The organism is Xanthomonas sp. NCPPB 2250 (assembly GCF_056725265.1).
This window is the reverse complement of sequence record NZ_CM161520.1, coordinates 833,853-851,078: the sequence shown is the minus strand read 5'-3', so window position 1 is coordinate 851,078 and position 17,226 is coordinate 833,853. Positions and strand designations below refer to the sequence as shown.

Here is a 17,226-nt window from a genome sequence, read left to right as displayed (position 1 = left end):
CTAGCGCGACGCCGGCACCTGCGCTGTGCGCGTCGCGGCCTCCGCTGGCGCGAGCGGCCAGCGCACTTCGAACCGTGTCCCGCTGCCGGCCGGCAGGCACAGCGCATCGCCGCCATGCGCCACGGCAATGGCCTTGACCACCGCCAGGCCCAGGCCGCTGCCGCCGCTCTTGCGCGAACGCGACGGATCGCCGCGGCGGAACGCATCGAACACCCGCGCGGCGATCTCCGGCGCGATGCCGGGGCCGGTGTCTTCCACGAACAGCACGCATTGGCCCGCGTCCGCCTGCACACCGACCCGCAGCGGGCCCGGCTCGGCATAGTGCTGCGCGTTTTCGAGCAAGGCCATCAGCGCCTGGCGGATGCGCACCGCATCGCACAGCACCGGCGCGCGCAGCGCCAGCACGGGTTCCAGCACCAGCCCGCGCGCGTCCAGGCTGGCGCCGAAGGCATGCAGCACCGCCTCCACTTCCTGCGCCAGGTCGGCCGGCGCCGGCTGCAACTCCAGATGCCCGCTGTCGGTGAGGCTGAGCACGCGCAGGTCCTCGATCAGCCGATTCAGGCCTTCCACCTGCCGCAGCAGACTCTCGAACGCCGCCACGTCCGGCGCGAACACGCCCTCGGCCAGGCCCTGCAGGCGCCCACGCAGGATCGTCACCGGCGTGCGCAGTTCGTGGGCGACGGCGGCATTCCAGAATGCGCGCTCGCGGGTCATCGCCTGCAGGCGGTCGGCCATGGCGTTGAAGTCGCGCACCAGCTGCGCGGTCTCGCCCAGCGCATGCGCATCCATGCTGGCGCGTGCGTGCAAGTTGCCCTGGGCGACTTCGCGCAGGCTGTGCGCCACCGAGTTCAACGGGGTGAGGATGCGCCGCGACAGCCGCACCGCCACCGCCACCGCGATCGCCACGGCCAGTGCCGCGGTGGCGCCGATCCACATCATCTCCACCCGCGACGGCACCCAGGTGTCGGAGATGCTGTTGGGCTGGTAGGCCGCCGCCAGCGCGTAGAACACGTAGGAGCCGACCACCGACAGCAGGATGATCCACAGCGCCAGCGCCCCCAGCGACAGGATGACCTGGCGGCGCAGCCCGGGGGCGCGGCTCATGCGCCGGATCCGAACCGGTAGCCGACGCCGCGCACGCTGGCCGGTGTGCCCTGCACGCCCAGCGCCTCCAGCTTCTTGCGCAGCTTGCTGATGTGGCTGTCGATGGTGCGCTCCTGGGTGTCGCCTTCCGGCAGGCAGGCATCGAGCAGTTCGGCGCGGCTGAACACCCGCTTCGGCGCGCGCATCAGCCGCACCAGCAGCTTGAACTCGGTGAGCGTGAGGTCCAGCGTGTGCCGCTGCTCGCCCACCCGCACGCTGGCCTCGTGCTGGTCCAGGTCGACGTGGAAGGCACCCACGCGCAGGCTGCGCGCCTCCTCGGCGCCGTTGCCGCGGATGCGCCGCAGCACCGCCTGCACCCGCGCCACCACCTCGGCCGGGTTGAACGGCTTGACCACGTAGTCGTCGGCGCCCAGGCGCAGGCCCATCAGCTTGTCGATGTCCTGGTCCAGCGCGGTGAGCATGATCACCGGGGTCTCGCCGCGGTGGCGCAGTTCGGCCAGCACCTTCCAGCCGTCCGCCGCCGGCAGTTGCACGTCCAGCAGGATCAAATCCGGATCCAGCGCCAGGTGCAGGTCCAGCGCGGCGCGGCCATCGGCGGCGTGGGCGCTGCGCAGCCCGCTGCGCGCCAGGTAGGCGCCGAGGATCTCGGCGATCTCGCTCTCGTCTTCGGCGATCAGGATCAGCGGCGCGGACGCGGGCACGGCGGCGCCCGGAGAGGAAACGGACATGGAGGCAGCGGAGGCGCATCGGCCCGGACGGGCGGATCTCCATCATATCTCCACATCGCATCGAACGCCGCGCAACCCGCGGCCGCGACCATGCGCGGCTTTGGTGTTCGCCGCATCCGCGGCGGCAGCGACGAGGCACGAGGCATGGGCATGCGGCAACAGGTACGGACTCTGGGACTGGGCGGCGCGCTGGCGTTGGCCCTGGCGGGCTGCGGCGGCGGCGCGCAGCCGCAGGCGGTGGCCGCGCCGGTACAGGTCACCGCGGTGACCCTGCACCCTGCGCCGATGACGGTGAGCGTGGACCTGCCCGGCCGCGTGGCCGCGGTGCGCAGCGCGCAGATCCGCCCGCAGGTCGGCGGCATCGTGCAGCGCCGCTTCTTCGAGCAGGGCGCCGATGTGCGGCGCGGCGATGCGCTGTTCCAGATCAACCCGGCACCGTTCAAGGCCGAGATGGACACCGCCGCGGCCGCCCTGCACCGTGCCGAGGCCGCGCAGGTGCTGGCCGACGTGCAGCATGCCCGGCTACAGCGGCTGGTCGAATCCGGCATGGTCAGCCGGCAGATGTACGACGACGCCGCCTCGCAGCGCAGCCAGGCCGCCGCGGCGGTCGCCGAGGCCAAGGCGACGCTGTCGCGGCGGCGCCTGGACCTGGCCTTCGCCACCGTCGATGCGCCGATCGACGGCCGCATCGACCAGGCACTGCTCACCGAGGGTGCGCTGGTCTCGCCCAGCGACAGCGCGCCGATGGCGGTGATCCAGCAGATCGACCAGGTCTACGTCGACGTGCGCCAGTCCGCCAGCGACCTGGACCCGCTGGATCCGGCCGCGCGCGCGCAGGCCACCGGCGGCGACGGCCTGCCGGCGCAGATCCTCGACCGCAGCGGCACGCCCTCGGGACTGAGCGGGCGCGTGCTGTTCTCCGGCATCAACGTCGATGCCGGCACCGGCGATGTGCTGCTGCGCATCCTCGTCGACAACCCGCAGCGGCGCCTGTTGCCCGGCATGTACGTGCGGGCGCGGGTGCCGCGCGCCCACTACGCGCAGGCGCTGCGCGTGCCGCAGCAGGCGGTCACCCATGTCGGCAAGCGCGCGCAGGTGTGGGTGCTGGACGCCAATGCGCAGGTGCGCAGCGCGACGGTGCAGTTGGGCGAACTGGTGCAGGGGCACTACCGTGTCGTCGCCGGCCTGCAGGCCGGGCAGCAGGTGGTGGTCGAAGGCATCGACCGGCTCAGTACCGGCGCCCGGGTGAAGGCACGCGCATGGCAGCCGCAGGCGGTCGCCACCGCCGCCGCGGACTGAACCGGGGACGCCGCCATGCCACAGTTCTTCATCGAACGCCCGGTCTTCGCCTGGGTGATCGCGCTGTTCATCGTGCTGTTCGGCACCCTGGCCATCGGCCAGTTGCCGGTGGCGCGCTATCCCTCGGTGGCGCCGCCTTCGGTGTCGCTGATGGCGTCCTACCCCGGCGCCACGCCGCAGACCCTCAACGACTCGGTGGTGAGCCTGGTCGAGCGCGAGTTGTCGGGGGTCAAGAACCTGCTGTATTTCGAGTCCACGGTGGACACCTCGGGCAGCGCGCAGATCACCGCCACCTTCAAGCCCGGCACCAATGCGGAGCTGGCGCAGGTGGACGTGCAGAACCGCATCAAGGCGGTGGAGCCGCGCCTGCCGCAGGCGGTGCGGCAGAACGGCCTGCAGGTGGAATCGGCCGCTTCCGGCTTCCTGATGCTGGTCGGCCTGACCTCGCCGGACGGCCGCTACGACGAAGTGGCGCTCAACGACTACCTGGCCCGCAACATCGTGCAGGAACTGCGGCGCATCGACGGCGTCGGCCGCGTGCAGCTGTTCGGCGCCGAGCAGGCCATGCGCGTGTGGGTGGACCCGGACAAGCTCATCGCCTACGGCATGACCATGACCGAACTGGCGCAGGCGATCGAACAGCAGAACGCGCAGATCGCTCCCGGCCGCCTCGGCGACGAGCCGACCGTTCGCGGACAACGCCTGACCGTGCCGCTGACCGTGGCCGGGCAACTGACCACGCCCGCGCAGTTCGCCGCCATCGTGCTGCGTGCCGACAGCGGCGGCGCGCGGGTGACCCTGGGCGACGTGGCGCGGGTGGAACTGGGCGCGCAGTCCTATGGCTTCTCCAACCGCGAGGACGGCGCTCCCGCCACCAGCGCGGCGATCCAGCTCTCGCCCGGCGCCAATGCGGTGCGCACCGCGCAGGCGGTGAAGGCGCGGCTGGCGGAACTGGCCGCAAGCATGCCGACCGGCATGCGCTATTCGATCCCGTTCGACACCGCGCCGTTCGTGAAGCTCTCGATCAAGCAGGTGGTCAAGACCCTGCTCGAAGCGATGGTGCTGGTGTTCCTGGTGATGTATCTGTTCCTGCAGAACGTGCGCTACACGCTGATCCCGGCCATCGTCGCGCCGATCGCACTGCTGGGCACCTTCGCGGTGATGCTGCTGGCCGGTTTCTCGATCAACGTGCTGACCATGTTCGGCATGGTGCTGGCGATCGGCATCATCGTCGACGACGCCATCGTGGTGGTGGAGAACGTCGAGCGGATCATGGCCAGCGAAGGCCTGCCGCCGCGGGAAGCCACGACCAAGGCGATGCGCGAGATCACCGGCGCGGTGGTCGGCATCACCCTGGTGCTGACCGCCGTGTTCATCCCCATGGCCTTCGCCAGCGGCTCGGTGGGCGTGATCTACCAGCAGTTCACCCTGGCGATGGCGGTGTCGATCCTGTTCTCGGCGTTCCTGGCGCTGACCCTGACCCCGGCGCTGTGCGCCACCCTGCTGCGCCCGATCGCGCCCGGCCATCATGCCAAGCGCGGATTCTTCGGCGCGTTCAACCGCGGCTTCGAGCGCCTGACCGGCCGCTATGCCGCACGCGTGGCGCGGCTGCTGCGGCGCAGCGCGCGGGTGATGGCGGTGTTCGCGGTGCTGTGCGTGGCGCTGGTCTTCGCCATGCGCGTGCTGCCCTCGGCGTTCCTGCCGGAAGAGGACCAGGGCTACTTCATGACCTCGATCCAGTTGCCCACCGATGCCACCAGCGAGCGCACGCTGGCGGTGGTCAAGGCGTTCGAGCGGCACGTCGCCACGCGCCCGGCGCTGGCCTCCAACCTGGTGATCCTGGGTTTCAGCTTCTCCGGCTCGGGCACCAACGCGGCCATGGCCTTCACCATGCTCAAGGACTGGGACCAGCGCGACGGCGCCACCTCCAGCGACGAAGCCGAACGCGTGCAGCAAGCCATGGCCGACCTGCCCGAAGGCACGGTGATGAGCCTGCTGCCGCCGGCGATCGACGAGCTCGGCACCTCTTCCGGCTTCACCCTGTACCTGCAGGACCGCGGCAACCGCGGCGAGGCCGCGCTGATGGCGGCGCAGGCGAAGCTGCTGCAACTGGCCGCGGACAGCAAGGTGGTGAGCGGCGTGTATCAGGACGGCCTGCCGCCGGGCAAGAGCATCCGCCTGGAGATCGACCGCCAGCATGCCGAAGCCATGGGCCTGCCGTTCTCCGCGATCAGCAACACCCTGTCGGCGGCGATGGGCTCACTGTACGTCAACGACTTCCCCAACGCCGGGCGCATGCAGCAGGTGATCCTGCAGGCCGACGCCGCGTCGCGCATGCAACTGGACGACGTGCTGGGCCTGCGCGTCCGTAGTACGGAGGGCGGCATGGTGCCGCTGCGCGAAGTGGTGACCGCCACCTGGACCGACGCGCCGCAGCAACTGGCGCGCTTCCAGGGCTTCCCGGCCGTGCGCATCACCGGCGGCGCCGCGCCTGGCGTGTCCAGCGGCGCGGCCATGGCCGAGATGGAACGGCTGGCCGCGCAACTGCCGCCGGGCTTCGCCGTGGCCTGGACCGGGCAGTCGCTGCAGGAGCGGCAATCGGCCGCGCAGGCGCCGCTGCTGATGCTGCTGTCGGCGCTGGTGGTGTTCCTGGTGCTGGCGGCGCTGTACGAGAGCTGGACGATCCCGCTGTCGGTGATGCTGGTGGTGCCGCTGGGCCTGCTCGGTGCGGTGGCCGCAGTGATGCTGCGCGGCCTGCCCAACGACGTGTTCTTCAAGGTCGGCCTGATCACCATCATCGGCCTGTCGGCGAAGAACGCCATCCTCATCGTCGAGTTCGCCCGGCAATTGCACCGCGACGGCCAGGGCCTGCTCGAGGCGGCGACCAACGCCGCGCGCCTGCGCCTGCGCCCGATCCTGATGACCTCGCTGGCCTTCGCCCTGGGCGTGGTGCCCTTGATGCTGGCCAGCGGCGCCAGCGCCGAGACCCAGCACGCCATCGGCACCGGTGTGTTCGGCGGCATGGTCAGCGGCACCGTGCTGGCGATCTTCTTCGTGCCGGCGTTCTTCGTCTGCGTGGTGGGGCTGCAGGAGCGGGTGGCGCGCTGGCGTGCACGGCGCGGCGGGGGTGCGTCGGCTGAGAACTAGACCGGCGCTGTCGCTGCCATTGTGGCAGTCAACTGCATGCAGCCGCGACGCACGAAGTGACGCGCGAAGCGGTGCGCTTTCCGATGGCGCAATGCGTCGGGACTGAAGTCCCTCCCACAGTGCACCCGACCGGCTCGCCGCAAGACCCTGTAGGAGCGGCTTCAGCCGCGACGAGGCATCACTGGGAACGCCCCTCGCGGCTGAAGCCGCTCCTACGGATGCGGATCGCGGCCTTGATCGGCGCCACGCCGCACGGCCTCTCCTGGCCTCGCCCGATCTCAGAAGGTGAGACGCCGCTGCCACATGCTTGCGCGCTCCCCGCTGCTGCCCTGGCCGCCCCTTGCTGCAGGACAGCCAGATGCGCACATGCGCTGACGTCAACCTCCGCTTCCTCGCCCGGTCTCCCTGGCCAGGCCGTGAATGGCGCCTTCCGCACACGCGGCGCGCCCTGCCCAGTGCGGACACGCGGTCGTCGTTGCCCCGGGGATTCCTCCATCGATGGATCGCACCATGTTCAAGGCACGAATCGGCGACCTGTTCGCCAGCCACGCCCACATCCACGCGAATGCGGTCAATTGCGCCGGCATCATGGGCAAGGGCATCGCGCAGGAATTCAAGCGGCGCTATCCGGCCATGTTCGAGGACTATGCCGTGCGCTGCCGGGAAGGCCGCGTGCGCATCGGCGAGCCCTATCTGTACAACGACGCCAGCGGCATCCGCATTCTCAACTTCCCGACCAAGCGCCATTGGCGCTCGCCGTCGCGACTGGAGGACATCGCGGCAGGGCTGGACCACCTCGCCGCGCATCTGCGCGAATGGGACGTGCGCAGTCTTGCCCTGCCGCCGCTCGGCTGCGGCAACGGCGGCCTGGCCTGGGAGGAGGTCGGCCCGCTGATCTACCGCACGCTGGCGCATCTGCCGGTCGACATCCAGGTCTATGCGCCGTACGGCACGCCGCTGGCGCAACTCGAAACTGCCTTCCTGTCGCGGCCGGCAAACGCCTCGGCCGAGGGCGCCGGCAAACGCACGGCGACCCAGCCGGGCTGGATCGCGATCATGGAAGTGCTGCGGCGGCTGCAGGCCCTGCCGGAGGCGCGGCCGATCGGGCGCACCCTGTTCCAGACCCTCTGCTGGGCCATGACCGAACTGGGCGTGCCGACCGGGCTGACGTTCGGCACTGCCGGCCGCGGCCCGCGCCAGGGCGACGTGCGGCCGATCCTGACCGACCTGGCCGACCGCAACTGGCTGCACGAGCAGCCGCAGGGACGGACCATGGCGCTGCGCGCCTCGCCGCAGTACGACAAGGAGCATGCGCGGTTCGCCGCGGCGTATGCGCCCTACGACACCGAGATCGCGAAAGCCGTGGACCTGTTCGCACGGATCAGGAACATCGACCAGGCCGAGGACATCATGACGGTGTTCCAGGCCGCGCGCCGGCTGCAGGTGGCGCATCCCGGGCAGGCGCTCCAGGCGCAGCAACTGCATGCGCATCTGCTCGCTTCCAGGACCACGGCCGATTCCGAACAACCGCAGCAGGCGCTCGCCGAAGCGATCCGCATGCTGGTGGCGCTGGACTGGATACGCCTGAACTGAAGGCGTGCCAAGCGGGTGGAATCAGCACGTTGCCGAGTCGAAGTCGGGCAGATCGCTTTTTCGTTCCACATGGCCTCTGCGTTCCGGCTGCGCAGAGTTCCGAGTCTGCCGCCGCGCTTCGGCAGCGGCCGGCCACCGCGATGGGTACCGCATCACGCAGAACCACTCCACCCGCTCGCCAATGCCCGGCACACCCTGCAAACGGTCAGAAGCGCACACGCCAGACGCTGTTGCCGACATCGTCGGCGATCAGCAGCGCGCCGTCCTTGTCCTGCGCCAGGCCGACCGGGGCGCCGAACAGTTGCGACTCGTCCTGCGAGTGGAAGCCGCTGACCACGGTCTGCGGTGGGCCGACGGGACGGCCCTGCTGGAACGGCACGTACACTACTTGATAGCCGCTGAGCGGCGAACGGTTCCAACTGCCGTGCTCGGCCACGAACGCACCCTCGCGGTACTTCGCGGGCAGCGCATCGCCGCGGGAGAACCACAGGCCCAGCGCGGCCACATGCGAGCCCAGCGCGTAGTCGGGCTTGATCGCCTTGGCCACCAGGTCCGGGCGCTGGTCCTTGACCCGCACATCCACGTTCTGCCCGTAGTAGCTGTACGGCCAGCCGTAGAAGCCACCGTCCTGCACCGAGGTCAGGTAGTCGGGCACCAGGTCGGCGCCGATCTCGTCGCGCTCGTTGGCGATCGCCCACAGTTTGCCGGTGCGCGGCTCCCACTGCAGTCCGGTCGGATTGCGGATGCCCGAGGCGAAGATGCGGCTGCTGGCCGAGGCCACGTCCACTTCCAGGACCGCCGCACGGCGGTATTCCACGTCCAGCCCGTTCTCGCCGATGTTGCTGTTGGAGCCCACGCCGACGTACAGCTTGCGGCCGTCGGGGCTGGCCAGCAGTGCCTTGGTCCAATGGTGCTCGATCGTGCCGGGGAGATCGGCGAACAGCGTGCCGGGCGCGGTGATCTCGGTCTGGCCGGCGACGTAGGGGAACTTCATGATGTTGTCGGTGTTGGCCACGTACAGCGCATCGCCGATCAGTTGCACCCCGAACGGCGAGTGCAGCCCTTTCAGGAACGCATGCTGTTCCCACTTGCCGTCCGCGGTCCTGCGCAGCAGGGTGATGCGGTTGCCGCCCTTGGCACTCTTGCCGGAGCGGCTCTGGACCAGCCCCGCGATCAGTTGCTTGGGCGTGGTGACGGGTTCCATCCCTGGCGAATTGGCCTCCACCACCAGCACGTCGTCGTTGGGCAGCACGTACAGCTGGCGCGGATGCTTCAGGCCACCGGCGATCTTCTCGATCTTCAGGCCAGCCGCCACGGTGGGTGCCTGCCCCTCCTTCCAGCCCACTCCCTCGGGAACCTGCATCGGCGGCAGCAGGAAGTTGCGCGGCTGCGGCAGCGGCGGCGCGTTGCCCGCCTGCTGAGTGGGCTCGAGCGAGGCCTTGCCGCTGCAGGCGGCCAGGGTCAGCGCGCCGCTCAGCGCGAAAGCGGACAGGTACAGGCGCTTAGCCATGGACGTAGCCCTCACGTGGCGTGGTGCGGATGGCGATGAGCACATGCCCGATCGCCAACAGCGCGACTGTGGCGATCGAGAGCCAGAGCCCTGCCGGGACAACCGCATACGCGTCGCGGCTATGCACGAAGGAATTGAAGATGGCGGCGACGATGGCGAGCAGGTTCAGCCAAAAGTCGAGCCGTTCCACCGGCAGCGTGGAGCGCCGCGCGGTGATCCAGACCTGCACCAGGTTGATCAGACGCGGCACGATGGCGATGACCAGCCCGATCGCGATGAGCCAGGCCGCCGCCTTGGTCCACAGGATCACGCCGCTGCGGGCGTAGACGATGTCGAAGATCAGTGCGGCGACGAAGCAGCCGAACGGAATGGGATTGAGCAGGCCGTAGAAGGCGTTGGCCACCACGGAACGGTGCGGTGCAGTCTGCAGGTGCATGAGACGGCTCTCGACGAAAGGAAGAAGGGGCGAAGCGCTCGCTCAGCACGAACCCGCGGGACGCGTCGCTGTGAGGGTGCGACCCACTATCTGCCCGCCCCTGTCGAGAGGACGTCGCGATGGCACTGCCCGCGCCGAGTGCCATCGCGCATCGTCGCTGCGGCCGCGGCCGCGTTCGCAGCGCTAGCTGCGCGTGCGCGCGACCGGCGCGCCGCTGCTCTCGCGCACCGACAGGCTCACCGGCACGATCGTCCTGCGCGGCGGCGCGGCCGCATCCAGCCGCTCCAGCACCAGTTGCGCCGCCTGGCGGCCGCGGGCGCGCGGTTGCGCGGCGAGCGTGGTCAGCGCGGGCGTGCTCACCGCGGCCTCGGGGATGTCGTCGAAGCCGGTGATCGCGAAGTCCTGGCCCGGGCGGATGCCGCGCGCGAGCAGGCCCAGCATCAGGCCCAGCGCGACCGTGTCGTTGTAGCAGACCGCCGCGGTGGGCGGCGCGTCGTGGGCGAACAGCTCGCCGTGGCGCGCCGCCGCTTCCAGACGATTGGGCGCGGACTCGATCAGCCAGGTCGGGTCGACCGACAACCCGGCTTGCCGCATCGCCTGCGCATGACCGGCGCGGCGCTGCCGGCAGGAACTGGAATCGGCATGGCCGCCGTAGAAGGCGATGCGACGGTGGCCGAGCGCGATCAGGTGTTCGGTGGCCAGTTGCGCGCCGCGCTGGTTGTCCAGGCCGAGGAAACCCCAGTCGTCGGCACCGGCGAGTTCGCGGTTGAACAGCAGCACGTTCGCGCGTGCATCCAGCACCGTATGCAGTTCGGCGGCGTCGCTGCCCTCGGCCGGCGACAGGATCACGCCGGCCGGCGTGTGTTCCATCAGCGAGGCCAGTACCGCCTGCTGCCGCGCGGGCGATTCGCCGGTGCTGCCGAGCAGGGTCACGTAGCCTTGCTCGCCCAGCGCCTCGTCCACCCCGGCGGCAAACTCGGCGAAGAACGGATTGGCCAGGTCGTTGATGACCAGAGCCACGCAGGTCGAAGTACGCCGGCGCAGATTGGCGGCGCCGCGGTTGTAGACGTAGCGCTGCCGCTTCAGTTCCGCTTCCACACGCGCGCGGGTGTCGGCATGCACCAGCGGACTGCCGCGCAGCACCAGCGACACGGTGGCGCGCGAGACGCCGACCGCATCGGCGATGTCGGTGACGGTCACCACGCGCTGCCGGTCGCGTGCGGCGGAGACAGGTTCGGTCTTTGTGGCCTTTGTGGCCTTTGTGGCCTTTTTCGCCTTGTCCGCATGCTCCGCCGCAACCGGCGCCGCCTTGCGCGCGGCGGCCTTGGCAGCCCTGGAGCCTGCGGATCCGGTTCCGGGTGGACGCTTCTGGCTCATCGGATCGATTCCCTTCGGACGAGATGCGCAGCGTAAACCATCGGCTGCGCGCCCCTGCTGCGCGACGGCAAGAACTCAGCGCCAACCCAGGCTGGCGGCGGACGGCGGCGCCGCGCATGGCGACACCGGCAGATCCTGCGGCTGCGTGCCCCAGCCCTGCGGCTGCGGCGCATCGCGCAGGTCGAAACGCAGGCGGCCGCCCTGGCGCAACTGCGCCCAGTCCAGCCACACCGGCGCGTGCACGCGGCCGTCCAGCGACACGCCTTCGACGTAGCGCAGCTTGCCGTCACCGGCCTGCGGCGCATCGATGCGTAGCGTGCGGCCCGCGCCCACGTCCAGTTCGATGCGCGAGAAGCGCGGCGCGTGCAGCAGGAACTGCCCGGTGCCGGGCACCGCCGGATACAGGCCCATGACGCTGAACAGATACCACGCCGACATCGTGCCCAGGTCGTCGTTGCCGGTGACGCCATTCGGCGCATTGGTGAACAGCGTCTGCGCCGCATGCAGCACGGTGCTGGTCTTCCACGGCTGGCCGATCAGCGTGTACATCCACGGCGCATGCAGGTCGGGCTCGTTGTTGGGGTTGTAGCGGAACTGGCTGTAGTAGCTGTACGGCCCCACCACCCATTCCTTGCGCGCGGCACCGGCTGGGTCGGCCAGCAGCGCGTCGTAGGCGAAGAACGCGTCCAGGCGCCGCGCGGCCTGCTCGGGCCCGTGCATCGCTTCCACCAGGCCCGGCACGTCCTGCTGCGCCAGCCACTGGTACTGCCAGGCCGTGCCTTCATGGAAGCCGTGCTGCGAACGCGGATCGTAATGGCCATCGGACGGCGTGTACCACGCCCCGTCCTCGGTGCGCGGCCGCGGGAAGCCGGTGAAGCCCGTCTCCGCATCGCGCACCGACGGATCCCAGATCGAGCGCCAGTTGCGCCCGCGGCGGTTCAGCACGGCCGCGTCGTCGGCGTGGCCCAGCGCGCCGGCCATGGTCGACAGCGCGCAATCGGCCAGCGCGTACTCCAGCGTCGCCGAGCCGCCATGGTGCGGGTCGACGTCCATGCCCTTGGAGGGAAACGCACGGTCGTACTGCACGAAACCCTGCGCCAGGTAGTTGGCATTGCCGGAGCGCCCGGCGTGCCGCGAGTTCATCGGTGGCATCTCGAAGGCATTGCGGCGCAGCGCCGCGTAGGCCTCGGCCTCGCGCCCCTGCAACGCGCCGAAACGCCACAGGTCGACCAGGAACGGCGTGACTGGATCGCCGGTCATCACGTTGGTCTCGAAGTTGGCATAGCCCCAGCGCGGCAGCCAGCCGCCTTGCGCGTTGATCGCCAGGATCGACCGGCCGATGTCGGCGGCGCGCTGCGGCCGCAACAGCGCCAGCAACTGGTTCTGCGAACGGTAGGTGTCCCACAGCGAGAAGAACTCGTGATAGGTCCAGCCATCGGCGTGGTGGATGCCGTCGTCGTAGCCACGGTAGCGCCCATCGGCGTCGCTGCCGGTCAGCGGCTGCAGCAGCGCGTGATACAGCGCGGTGTAGAACACCACGCGGTCGTCGCCGCTGCCGCCGTGCACGCGCACGCTGGCCAGCTCCTTGTCCCAGGCATGCTGCGCACGCGCGCGCATGGCATCGAAGCCGAGCAGGCGGCCATTGGCCATGCCTTCGCGGCGCAGGTTGTTGCGTGCGCCCTCGGCATCCACGTGCGAGATCGCCGAGATGGCGGTGACCGCACGGCCCTTGCCCAGGTCGAAGGTGAGCCACGCGCCGCTGGGCTTGCCCTCGCCTTCCATGCCATGACGCGATCCGGGCACGCCGCCGGCCTCGCCCCAGGTGCCGAAGGCCTTGAACGGGCGGTCGAACTCCAGGCGGAACCAGGTGGTGTACTGGTGGCCGCCGCAGAAGCTCTGGGTCACCAGCTTGCCTTCGACCACGCGGTCGCCGACCACGTTCAGGGTGCTGCCGGTGACCGTGTGGCGGGCGTTGGCCTGGCCGATGTTGACCAGCACGTGGCCGTCGCCCGAGGTGAAAAAGGTGTAGCGCTCGGCTGCAGCACGGGTCAGCGCGGTGGCCTCGGCGTCGATGCCGCCGTAATCGGTCAGCCGCACCTTGTAGTAACCGGCCTGGCCGCGCTCGCCGTCGTGTTGGTAGCGCGCGCCGTAGCGGGTGTGGTCGAACGCCTTCGGATCGCCGGTATCGAACTCGCCACCGGGGCCGATGCGCCCGGTGACCGGCAACACCGAGACCTGCCCGCCCTGCTCCCAGCAACCGGCGCCGGACAGGAAGGAATGGCCGAAGCCGCGGATCTGCGGATCGTCGTAGCGCCAGCCGGCGTAGTGCGCGCCGATCGGGCTGACCTGGATCATGCCGAACGGGGCGGACGCACCGGGGAAGGTGTTGCCGTCGTCCTTGCTGCCGATGAAGGTGTTGACCTCGGCACTGAGCCGCGGCGCGGCGGCCAGTGCCGGCGTCACCAGCAGCAAGGACAGGGCGAACGTGCGCAGCAGGGAGGGCAGCGGGGAAGACGTCATGCGATGGATCCTGTAGTGGACGACCGCGGCAAGCGCGACGGCGCGGTCGTGGACGGCGAAAACGGTGGCCCGGCCGTCGCCGGACCGTCGTGCCCATGCCGTCCGCCGCGCGGCAGGCATGGGCACGACACGCGGCAGCCTAGAACTTGTAGGTCAGCCCCAGGTACGCCAGCCGCCCGGCGTAGCCGCCGGTATAGAAGCGCGCCCGGGTGTCGTCGCCCAGATGCTGGCGCGACTCCTGCTTGGTCAAATTCAACACCGACGCGGTGAGGCTCAGCGCCGGGGTGATGTTGTACGCCGCATTCAGATCGATCTGATAGTACGGCTCCTCGTACACGTTCAAGCCGTTGACCAGGCCCTGCACCAGCTCGCCGCGGCGGTTGTACGAGGCGCGCAGCAGCAGGCGGTCGGTCTCGTAGAACACGGTGAGGTTGGTCTGGTTCTTGGCGCTGCCCGGCATCGAGGTCTTGCCGACCTCGGTGCCGTCCTCCAGCCGCACCGCCGCCTTGCTGGCATCGTTGTAGGTGTAGTTGAACTGCACGCCGAGGCCGGAGGGCAGCGTGTGCTGCGCGTACAGCTCCACGCCCTGCGAAACCGCATCCTGGCCGCCGGCCTTGGTGCTGTAGTTCTGCACCGTGACCGTCTGGCCGTTGATCATCATGTTGACGTCGCTGATCACGTCGACCGAGAAGTTCTCCACGTTCTTGCGGAACAGCCCCACGCCCGCCACCGAGCCCGGCTGGAAGTACCACTCCAGCCCCAGGTCGAACTGGTTGGCCTTGTACGGCTCCAGCTTCTTGTTGCTGCCCGAGCCGTACCAGCCCTGCTCGCTGGCACCGCCGGTCAGGCGCCGGTCGGCCACGTACTCGGGGCTGTAGTACTCCAGGCTGCCGGGCGCGGCGATGGCGTTGTAGCTCGGCCGCGCGATCACCTTCGACGCCGCCGCGCGCAGCAGCAGGTTCTCGGTCAGGTCGTAGGCCAGGTTGAAGCTGGGCAGCACGTCGGTGTACTTGCGGTCCAGCGCGCTGACCACGAACGACTCGGTGCGTTGCTGGGTATCCGACAAGCGCCAGTAGCCTTCGGTACCGCAGTAGGTATCGGCCGGCGCGCCGGCGGGCATGGCGGCGCCCTGCTGGCAGGCCAGCGGGTTGCCGTCGGCGCCGTCGAAGAAGTAGTCGTTGTAGGCGGTCACCTTGTCGGTGGAGTCGGCGTGCTGGCCGGTGCGCGCCACCCGCACGCCGACGTTGCCGCGCAGGCGCTCGGTGTGGAAGTTGAGCTGCAGGTAGGTGGAGTAGATCTTCTCGTCCACGTTGTAGACGAAGTTGTCTTCGTTACGGGTCTGCATCGCGCCGTAGGTCTGGTTCAAGTAGCCGATGTAGCCCGGGAAGTTGATCGCCGGGAACGTGCTGGAGTCGACCCCGCCGGCCAGGTTGCCCAGCGGGAACAGCAGGTCCGGCGAGAACTGCGTGGCCAGCGCATTGCAGCGCCCGTTCCAGTAGCGGTTGTTGTAGTCGCTCGGGTCGGTGCCCGGGCACACCCAGTAGTTGTTGCCGGTGTTGCGGTGGATGCCGCCGTCGCGGCGCTTGAGGCCGAACTGCAGCGAGTCGAAGAACTCGCCGTCCATGTGCCAGGTGGTATCGATCTGCGCGTATTGCTGCTGGTTGGTGTTGCGGGTCCAGGACGAGCCGGTCGAGCCCAGGTCGACCTGCAGGATGCCGTCGCGCAGGTTCTGCATCAGCTCCGGCGAGAAGGTCATGGTCGGCGTGCCGGTCAGGTCCCAGGCGCTGGCGAAGTTGCCGTTGGTCCAGCTGCCGTCGGCGTTCTGCCGGCGCGGCTTGATCGGCAGGGAGAACTGCAGCTCCGGCCCGCCCTTGGCCCAGGTGCGACCGGCCTTGAACGACACGTCCACCTTCTCGCCACGCCATTCGCCGCCCAGGTCCACCGTCTGCGACAGCGACTTCTCGATGTTGTAGCTGCCGGTGATCTGCGGCGTCGGCACCGTGCAATCGTCCGAGCCCCAGCCGCCCGGCGGCAGGCCGGCGGCGGCGGCCTGCGCCTCGCTGCAGTAGTAGGTCTTGCCCGGATGCAGGCTGTAGTTGGCGCCGGTGACGATGGTGCCGCTGGGATCGAACTGCAGCCCGTCGAGCAGGCGGCCGCCGCGCCAGTTGCCGTCGCCGTAGTAGCGCGCGATGTTCCACTCGGGGATCTTGACCGTGTTGGTCTGCGAGTTCTGCGACAGGTCGAAGCGGAAGTAGTTCGCGGTCAGGGTCAGGTCGTCGGTGGGCTTGAACTGGAAAGTCAGCTGGCCGCCCTTGCGCTCGCGCTCCTCCTGCTTGACGTCCAGGCTGACCGCGGTCGGCATCATGAAGCGGGTGTAGTACTTGCCGTTCTGGTCCCAGAAGCCGGTGCCGCCCCACCAGTTGGCGTTGAAGTCCGACGGATTGCCGTTGACGTCGACCGCCGGGCCGCCTTCGTCGCGGCCGTACCACTGCCAGCTCTCGGTACTGGCGTTGAGCGTGCGCGCGGTGCGCTTCTGCTGCGTGTAGCCGACGAACACACCGAAGCGGTTGTCCTGGTCGTGCCACGAGTACGAGCCGGAGAACTGGCCATCGGTCTTCTTGCTGCTGTCCGACCACACGCCCTCGGCAGAGACGAAGCCGGAGTTGGGCTCCAGCTCCAGCGGGCGCCGGGTCTGTAGGATCACCGTGCCGCCGATACCGCCTTCGTCGATGCGCGCTTCCGGCGTCTTGTACAGCTCGGCGCTGCCGAGCAGGTTCGACGGCAGCAGGGTGTAGTTGAACGAGCGCGTCGGGTCGCCGTTGGACTCGGCGGTGGCGATGTAGTTGCCGTTCAATTCGGTCAGCACCAGCTCCGAGGACAGGCCGCGCACGCTGACGTTCTTGCCTTCGCCGCCGTCGCGGGTGATGACCACGCCGGGTACGCGCTGCAGCGCATCGGCCACGTTCTTGTCGGGGAACTTGCCCACGTCCTCGGCGGTGATCACGTCGACCACGGCATTGGCGTTGCGCTTCTGCTCCAGGCTCTTCTCGATCGCGTAGCGGTAGCCGGTCACCGTCACCGCGTCCAGGTCGGTGGCCTTGACCTCGGCCTGGCCCGTGGGCGCCGGCGTGCCGTCGGCCTGCTGGGCGAAGGCGGTGGTGGAGGCGGCCGTCGCGAACAAGGCGATGGCGATGCCGGCGGACAGCGTGCTGCGGTTGCGTGCGGATGGCATGCAGTTCATTTCAATCATCCTCTCCCAAAGATTGATCGGCTGCGGCGGGTTTCTATCGATCCAAAGATCGGGCGAGAACCCCGCGCGGTGTGACACGAAAACTCTCCGGCGCCCTTGCGGCAAGCCGGCTTCCCTACGTCTCCCTCCCCCTTCTGCGCAGATGCGATTGGATCGTTCTAATGCAGTGGAAAACTAAGTATCACAGCCCATGCAGCAGCGCATGCTGCCGCGCAACAGGCCTAGTACGTCGTACAACGTCGGCGAAGCGCGGCGGTCAGGA

The 17,226-nt window shown here is 69.5% G+C and carries 10 protein-coding genes; 3 read left to right on the top strand and 7 right to left on the bottom strand.

Features of this window, described 5'->3' with window-relative positions; genetic code table 11:
• Both AC1PMG_RS03535 and AC1PMG_RS03530 read right to left on the bottom strand, forming a co-directional pair.
• Positions 1–1,104: an ATP-binding protein gene (locus tag AC1PMG_RS03535; protein ID WP_481110684.1), complete on the bottom strand. Its 1,104-nt coding sequence runs from the start codon at positions 1,102–1,104 to the stop codon at positions 1–3.
• On the bottom strand, positions 1,101–1,832 hold the full coding sequence (locus tag AC1PMG_RS03530) for a response regulator (protein WP_342072590.1): 732 nt from the start codon (positions 1,830–1,832) through the stop codon (positions 1,101–1,103). The genes AC1PMG_RS03535 and AC1PMG_RS03530 overlap by 4 nt, the downstream gene beginning before the upstream one ends.
• A gap of 150 nt (positions 1,833–1,982) precedes the next feature.
• Between AC1PMG_RS03530 and AC1PMG_RS03525 the strand changes: the two genes are divergently transcribed.
• The 3 genes from AC1PMG_RS03525 to AC1PMG_RS03515 all read left to right on the top strand — a co-directional run bounded on the left by AC1PMG_RS03525 (position 1,983) and on the right by AC1PMG_RS03515 (position 7,871).
• Entirely contained in the window at positions 1,983–3,131 is a 1,149-nt protein-coding gene (locus AC1PMG_RS03525; protein ID WP_481110683.1) for an efflux RND transporter periplasmic adaptor subunit, read from the top strand.
• Positions 3,132–3,146: 15 nt separating this feature from the next.
• The gene (locus AC1PMG_RS03520; protein ID WP_481110682.1) at positions 3,147–6,278 is read left to right on the top strand and encodes a multidrug efflux RND transporter permease subunit; all 3,132 of its coding nucleotides are present in this window, start codon (positions 3,147–3,149) and stop codon (positions 6,276–6,278) included.
• Between the two features lie 510 nt (positions 6,279–6,788).
• Entirely contained in the window at positions 6,789–7,871 is a 1,083-nt protein-coding gene (locus tag AC1PMG_RS03515) for a macro domain-containing protein (RefSeq protein WP_481110681.1), read from the top strand.
• Positions 7,872–8,076: 205 nt separating this feature from the next.
• Here the strand turns inward: AC1PMG_RS03515 and AC1PMG_RS03510 are convergent, their stop codons facing one another.
• The 5 genes from AC1PMG_RS03510 to AC1PMG_RS03490 all read right to left on the bottom strand — a co-directional run bounded on the left by AC1PMG_RS03510 (position 8,077) and on the right by AC1PMG_RS03490 (position 16,955).
• Complete coding sequence (locus AC1PMG_RS03510; protein ID WP_481110680.1) at positions 8,077–9,381, bottom strand: PQQ-dependent sugar dehydrogenase; 1,305 nt, start codon at positions 9,379–9,381, stop codon at positions 8,077–8,079.
• Complete coding sequence (locus tag AC1PMG_RS03505) at positions 9,374–9,817, bottom strand: DUF2231 domain-containing protein (protein ID WP_481110679.1); 444 nt, start codon at positions 9,815–9,817, stop codon at positions 9,374–9,376. Before AC1PMG_RS03505 ends, AC1PMG_RS03510 begins: the two co-directional genes overlap by 8 nt.
• Before the next feature lie 183 nt (positions 9,818–10,000).
• Positions 10,001–11,194, bottom strand: coding sequence for a LacI family DNA-binding transcriptional regulator (locus AC1PMG_RS03500; RefSeq protein ID WP_481110678.1), 1,194 nt, complete (start codon positions 11,192–11,194; stop codon positions 10,001–10,003).
• Between the two features lie 75 nt (positions 11,195–11,269).
• A complete protein-coding gene (locus AC1PMG_RS03495; RefSeq protein ID WP_481110677.1) occupies positions 11,270–13,714 on the bottom strand; it encodes a GH92 family glycosyl hydrolase in 2,445 nt (814 codons plus the stop codon).
• A gap of 139 nt (positions 13,715–13,853) precedes the next feature.
• Positions 13,854–16,955, bottom strand: coding sequence for a TonB-dependent receptor (locus tag AC1PMG_RS03490; protein ID WP_481110676.1), 3,102 nt, complete (start codon positions 16,953–16,955; stop codon positions 13,854–13,856).
• Between the last annotated feature and the right edge of the window lie 271 nt (positions 16,956–17,226).

Excerpts from the sequence above, each read along its gene's own strand:
- AC1PMG_RS03495 (WP_481110677.1), bottom strand. The coding sequence starts at position 13,714 with ATGACGTCTTCCCCGCTGCCCTCCCTGCTGCGCACGTTCGCCCTGTCC.
- AC1PMG_RS03490 (WP_481110676.1), bottom strand. The coding sequence starts at position 16,955 with ATGAACTGCATGCCATCCGCACGCAACCGCAGCACGCTGTCCGCCGGC.
- AC1PMG_RS03535 (WP_481110684.1), bottom strand. The coding sequence starts at position 1,104 with ATGAGCCGCGCCCCCGGGCTGCGCCGCCAGGTCATCCTGTCGCTGGGG.
- AC1PMG_RS03505 (WP_481110679.1), bottom strand. The coding sequence starts at position 9,817 with ATGCACCTGCAGACTGCACCGCACCGTTCCGTGGTGGCCAACGCCTTC.
- AC1PMG_RS03520 (WP_481110682.1), top strand. The coding sequence starts at position 3,147 with ATGCCACAGTTCTTCATCGAACGCCCGGTCTTCGCCTGGGTGATCGCG.
- AC1PMG_RS03525 (WP_481110683.1), top strand. The coding sequence starts at position 1,983 with ATGCGGCAACAGGTACGGACTCTGGGACTGGGCGGCGCGCTGGCGTTG.
- AC1PMG_RS03510 (WP_481110680.1), bottom strand. The coding sequence starts at position 9,381 with ATGGCTAAGCGCCTGTACCTGTCCGCTTTCGCGCTGAGCGGCGCGCTG.
- AC1PMG_RS03500 (WP_481110678.1), bottom strand. The coding sequence starts at position 11,194 with ATGAGCCAGAAGCGTCCACCCGGAACCGGATCCGCAGGCTCCAGGGCT.
- AC1PMG_RS03530 (WP_342072590.1), bottom strand. The coding sequence starts at position 1,832 with ATGTCCGTTTCCTCTCCGGGCGCCGCCGTGCCCGCGTCCGCGCCGCTG.
- AC1PMG_RS03515 (WP_481110681.1), top strand. The coding sequence starts at position 6,789 with ATGTTCAAGGCACGAATCGGCGACCTGTTCGCCAGCCACGCCCACATC.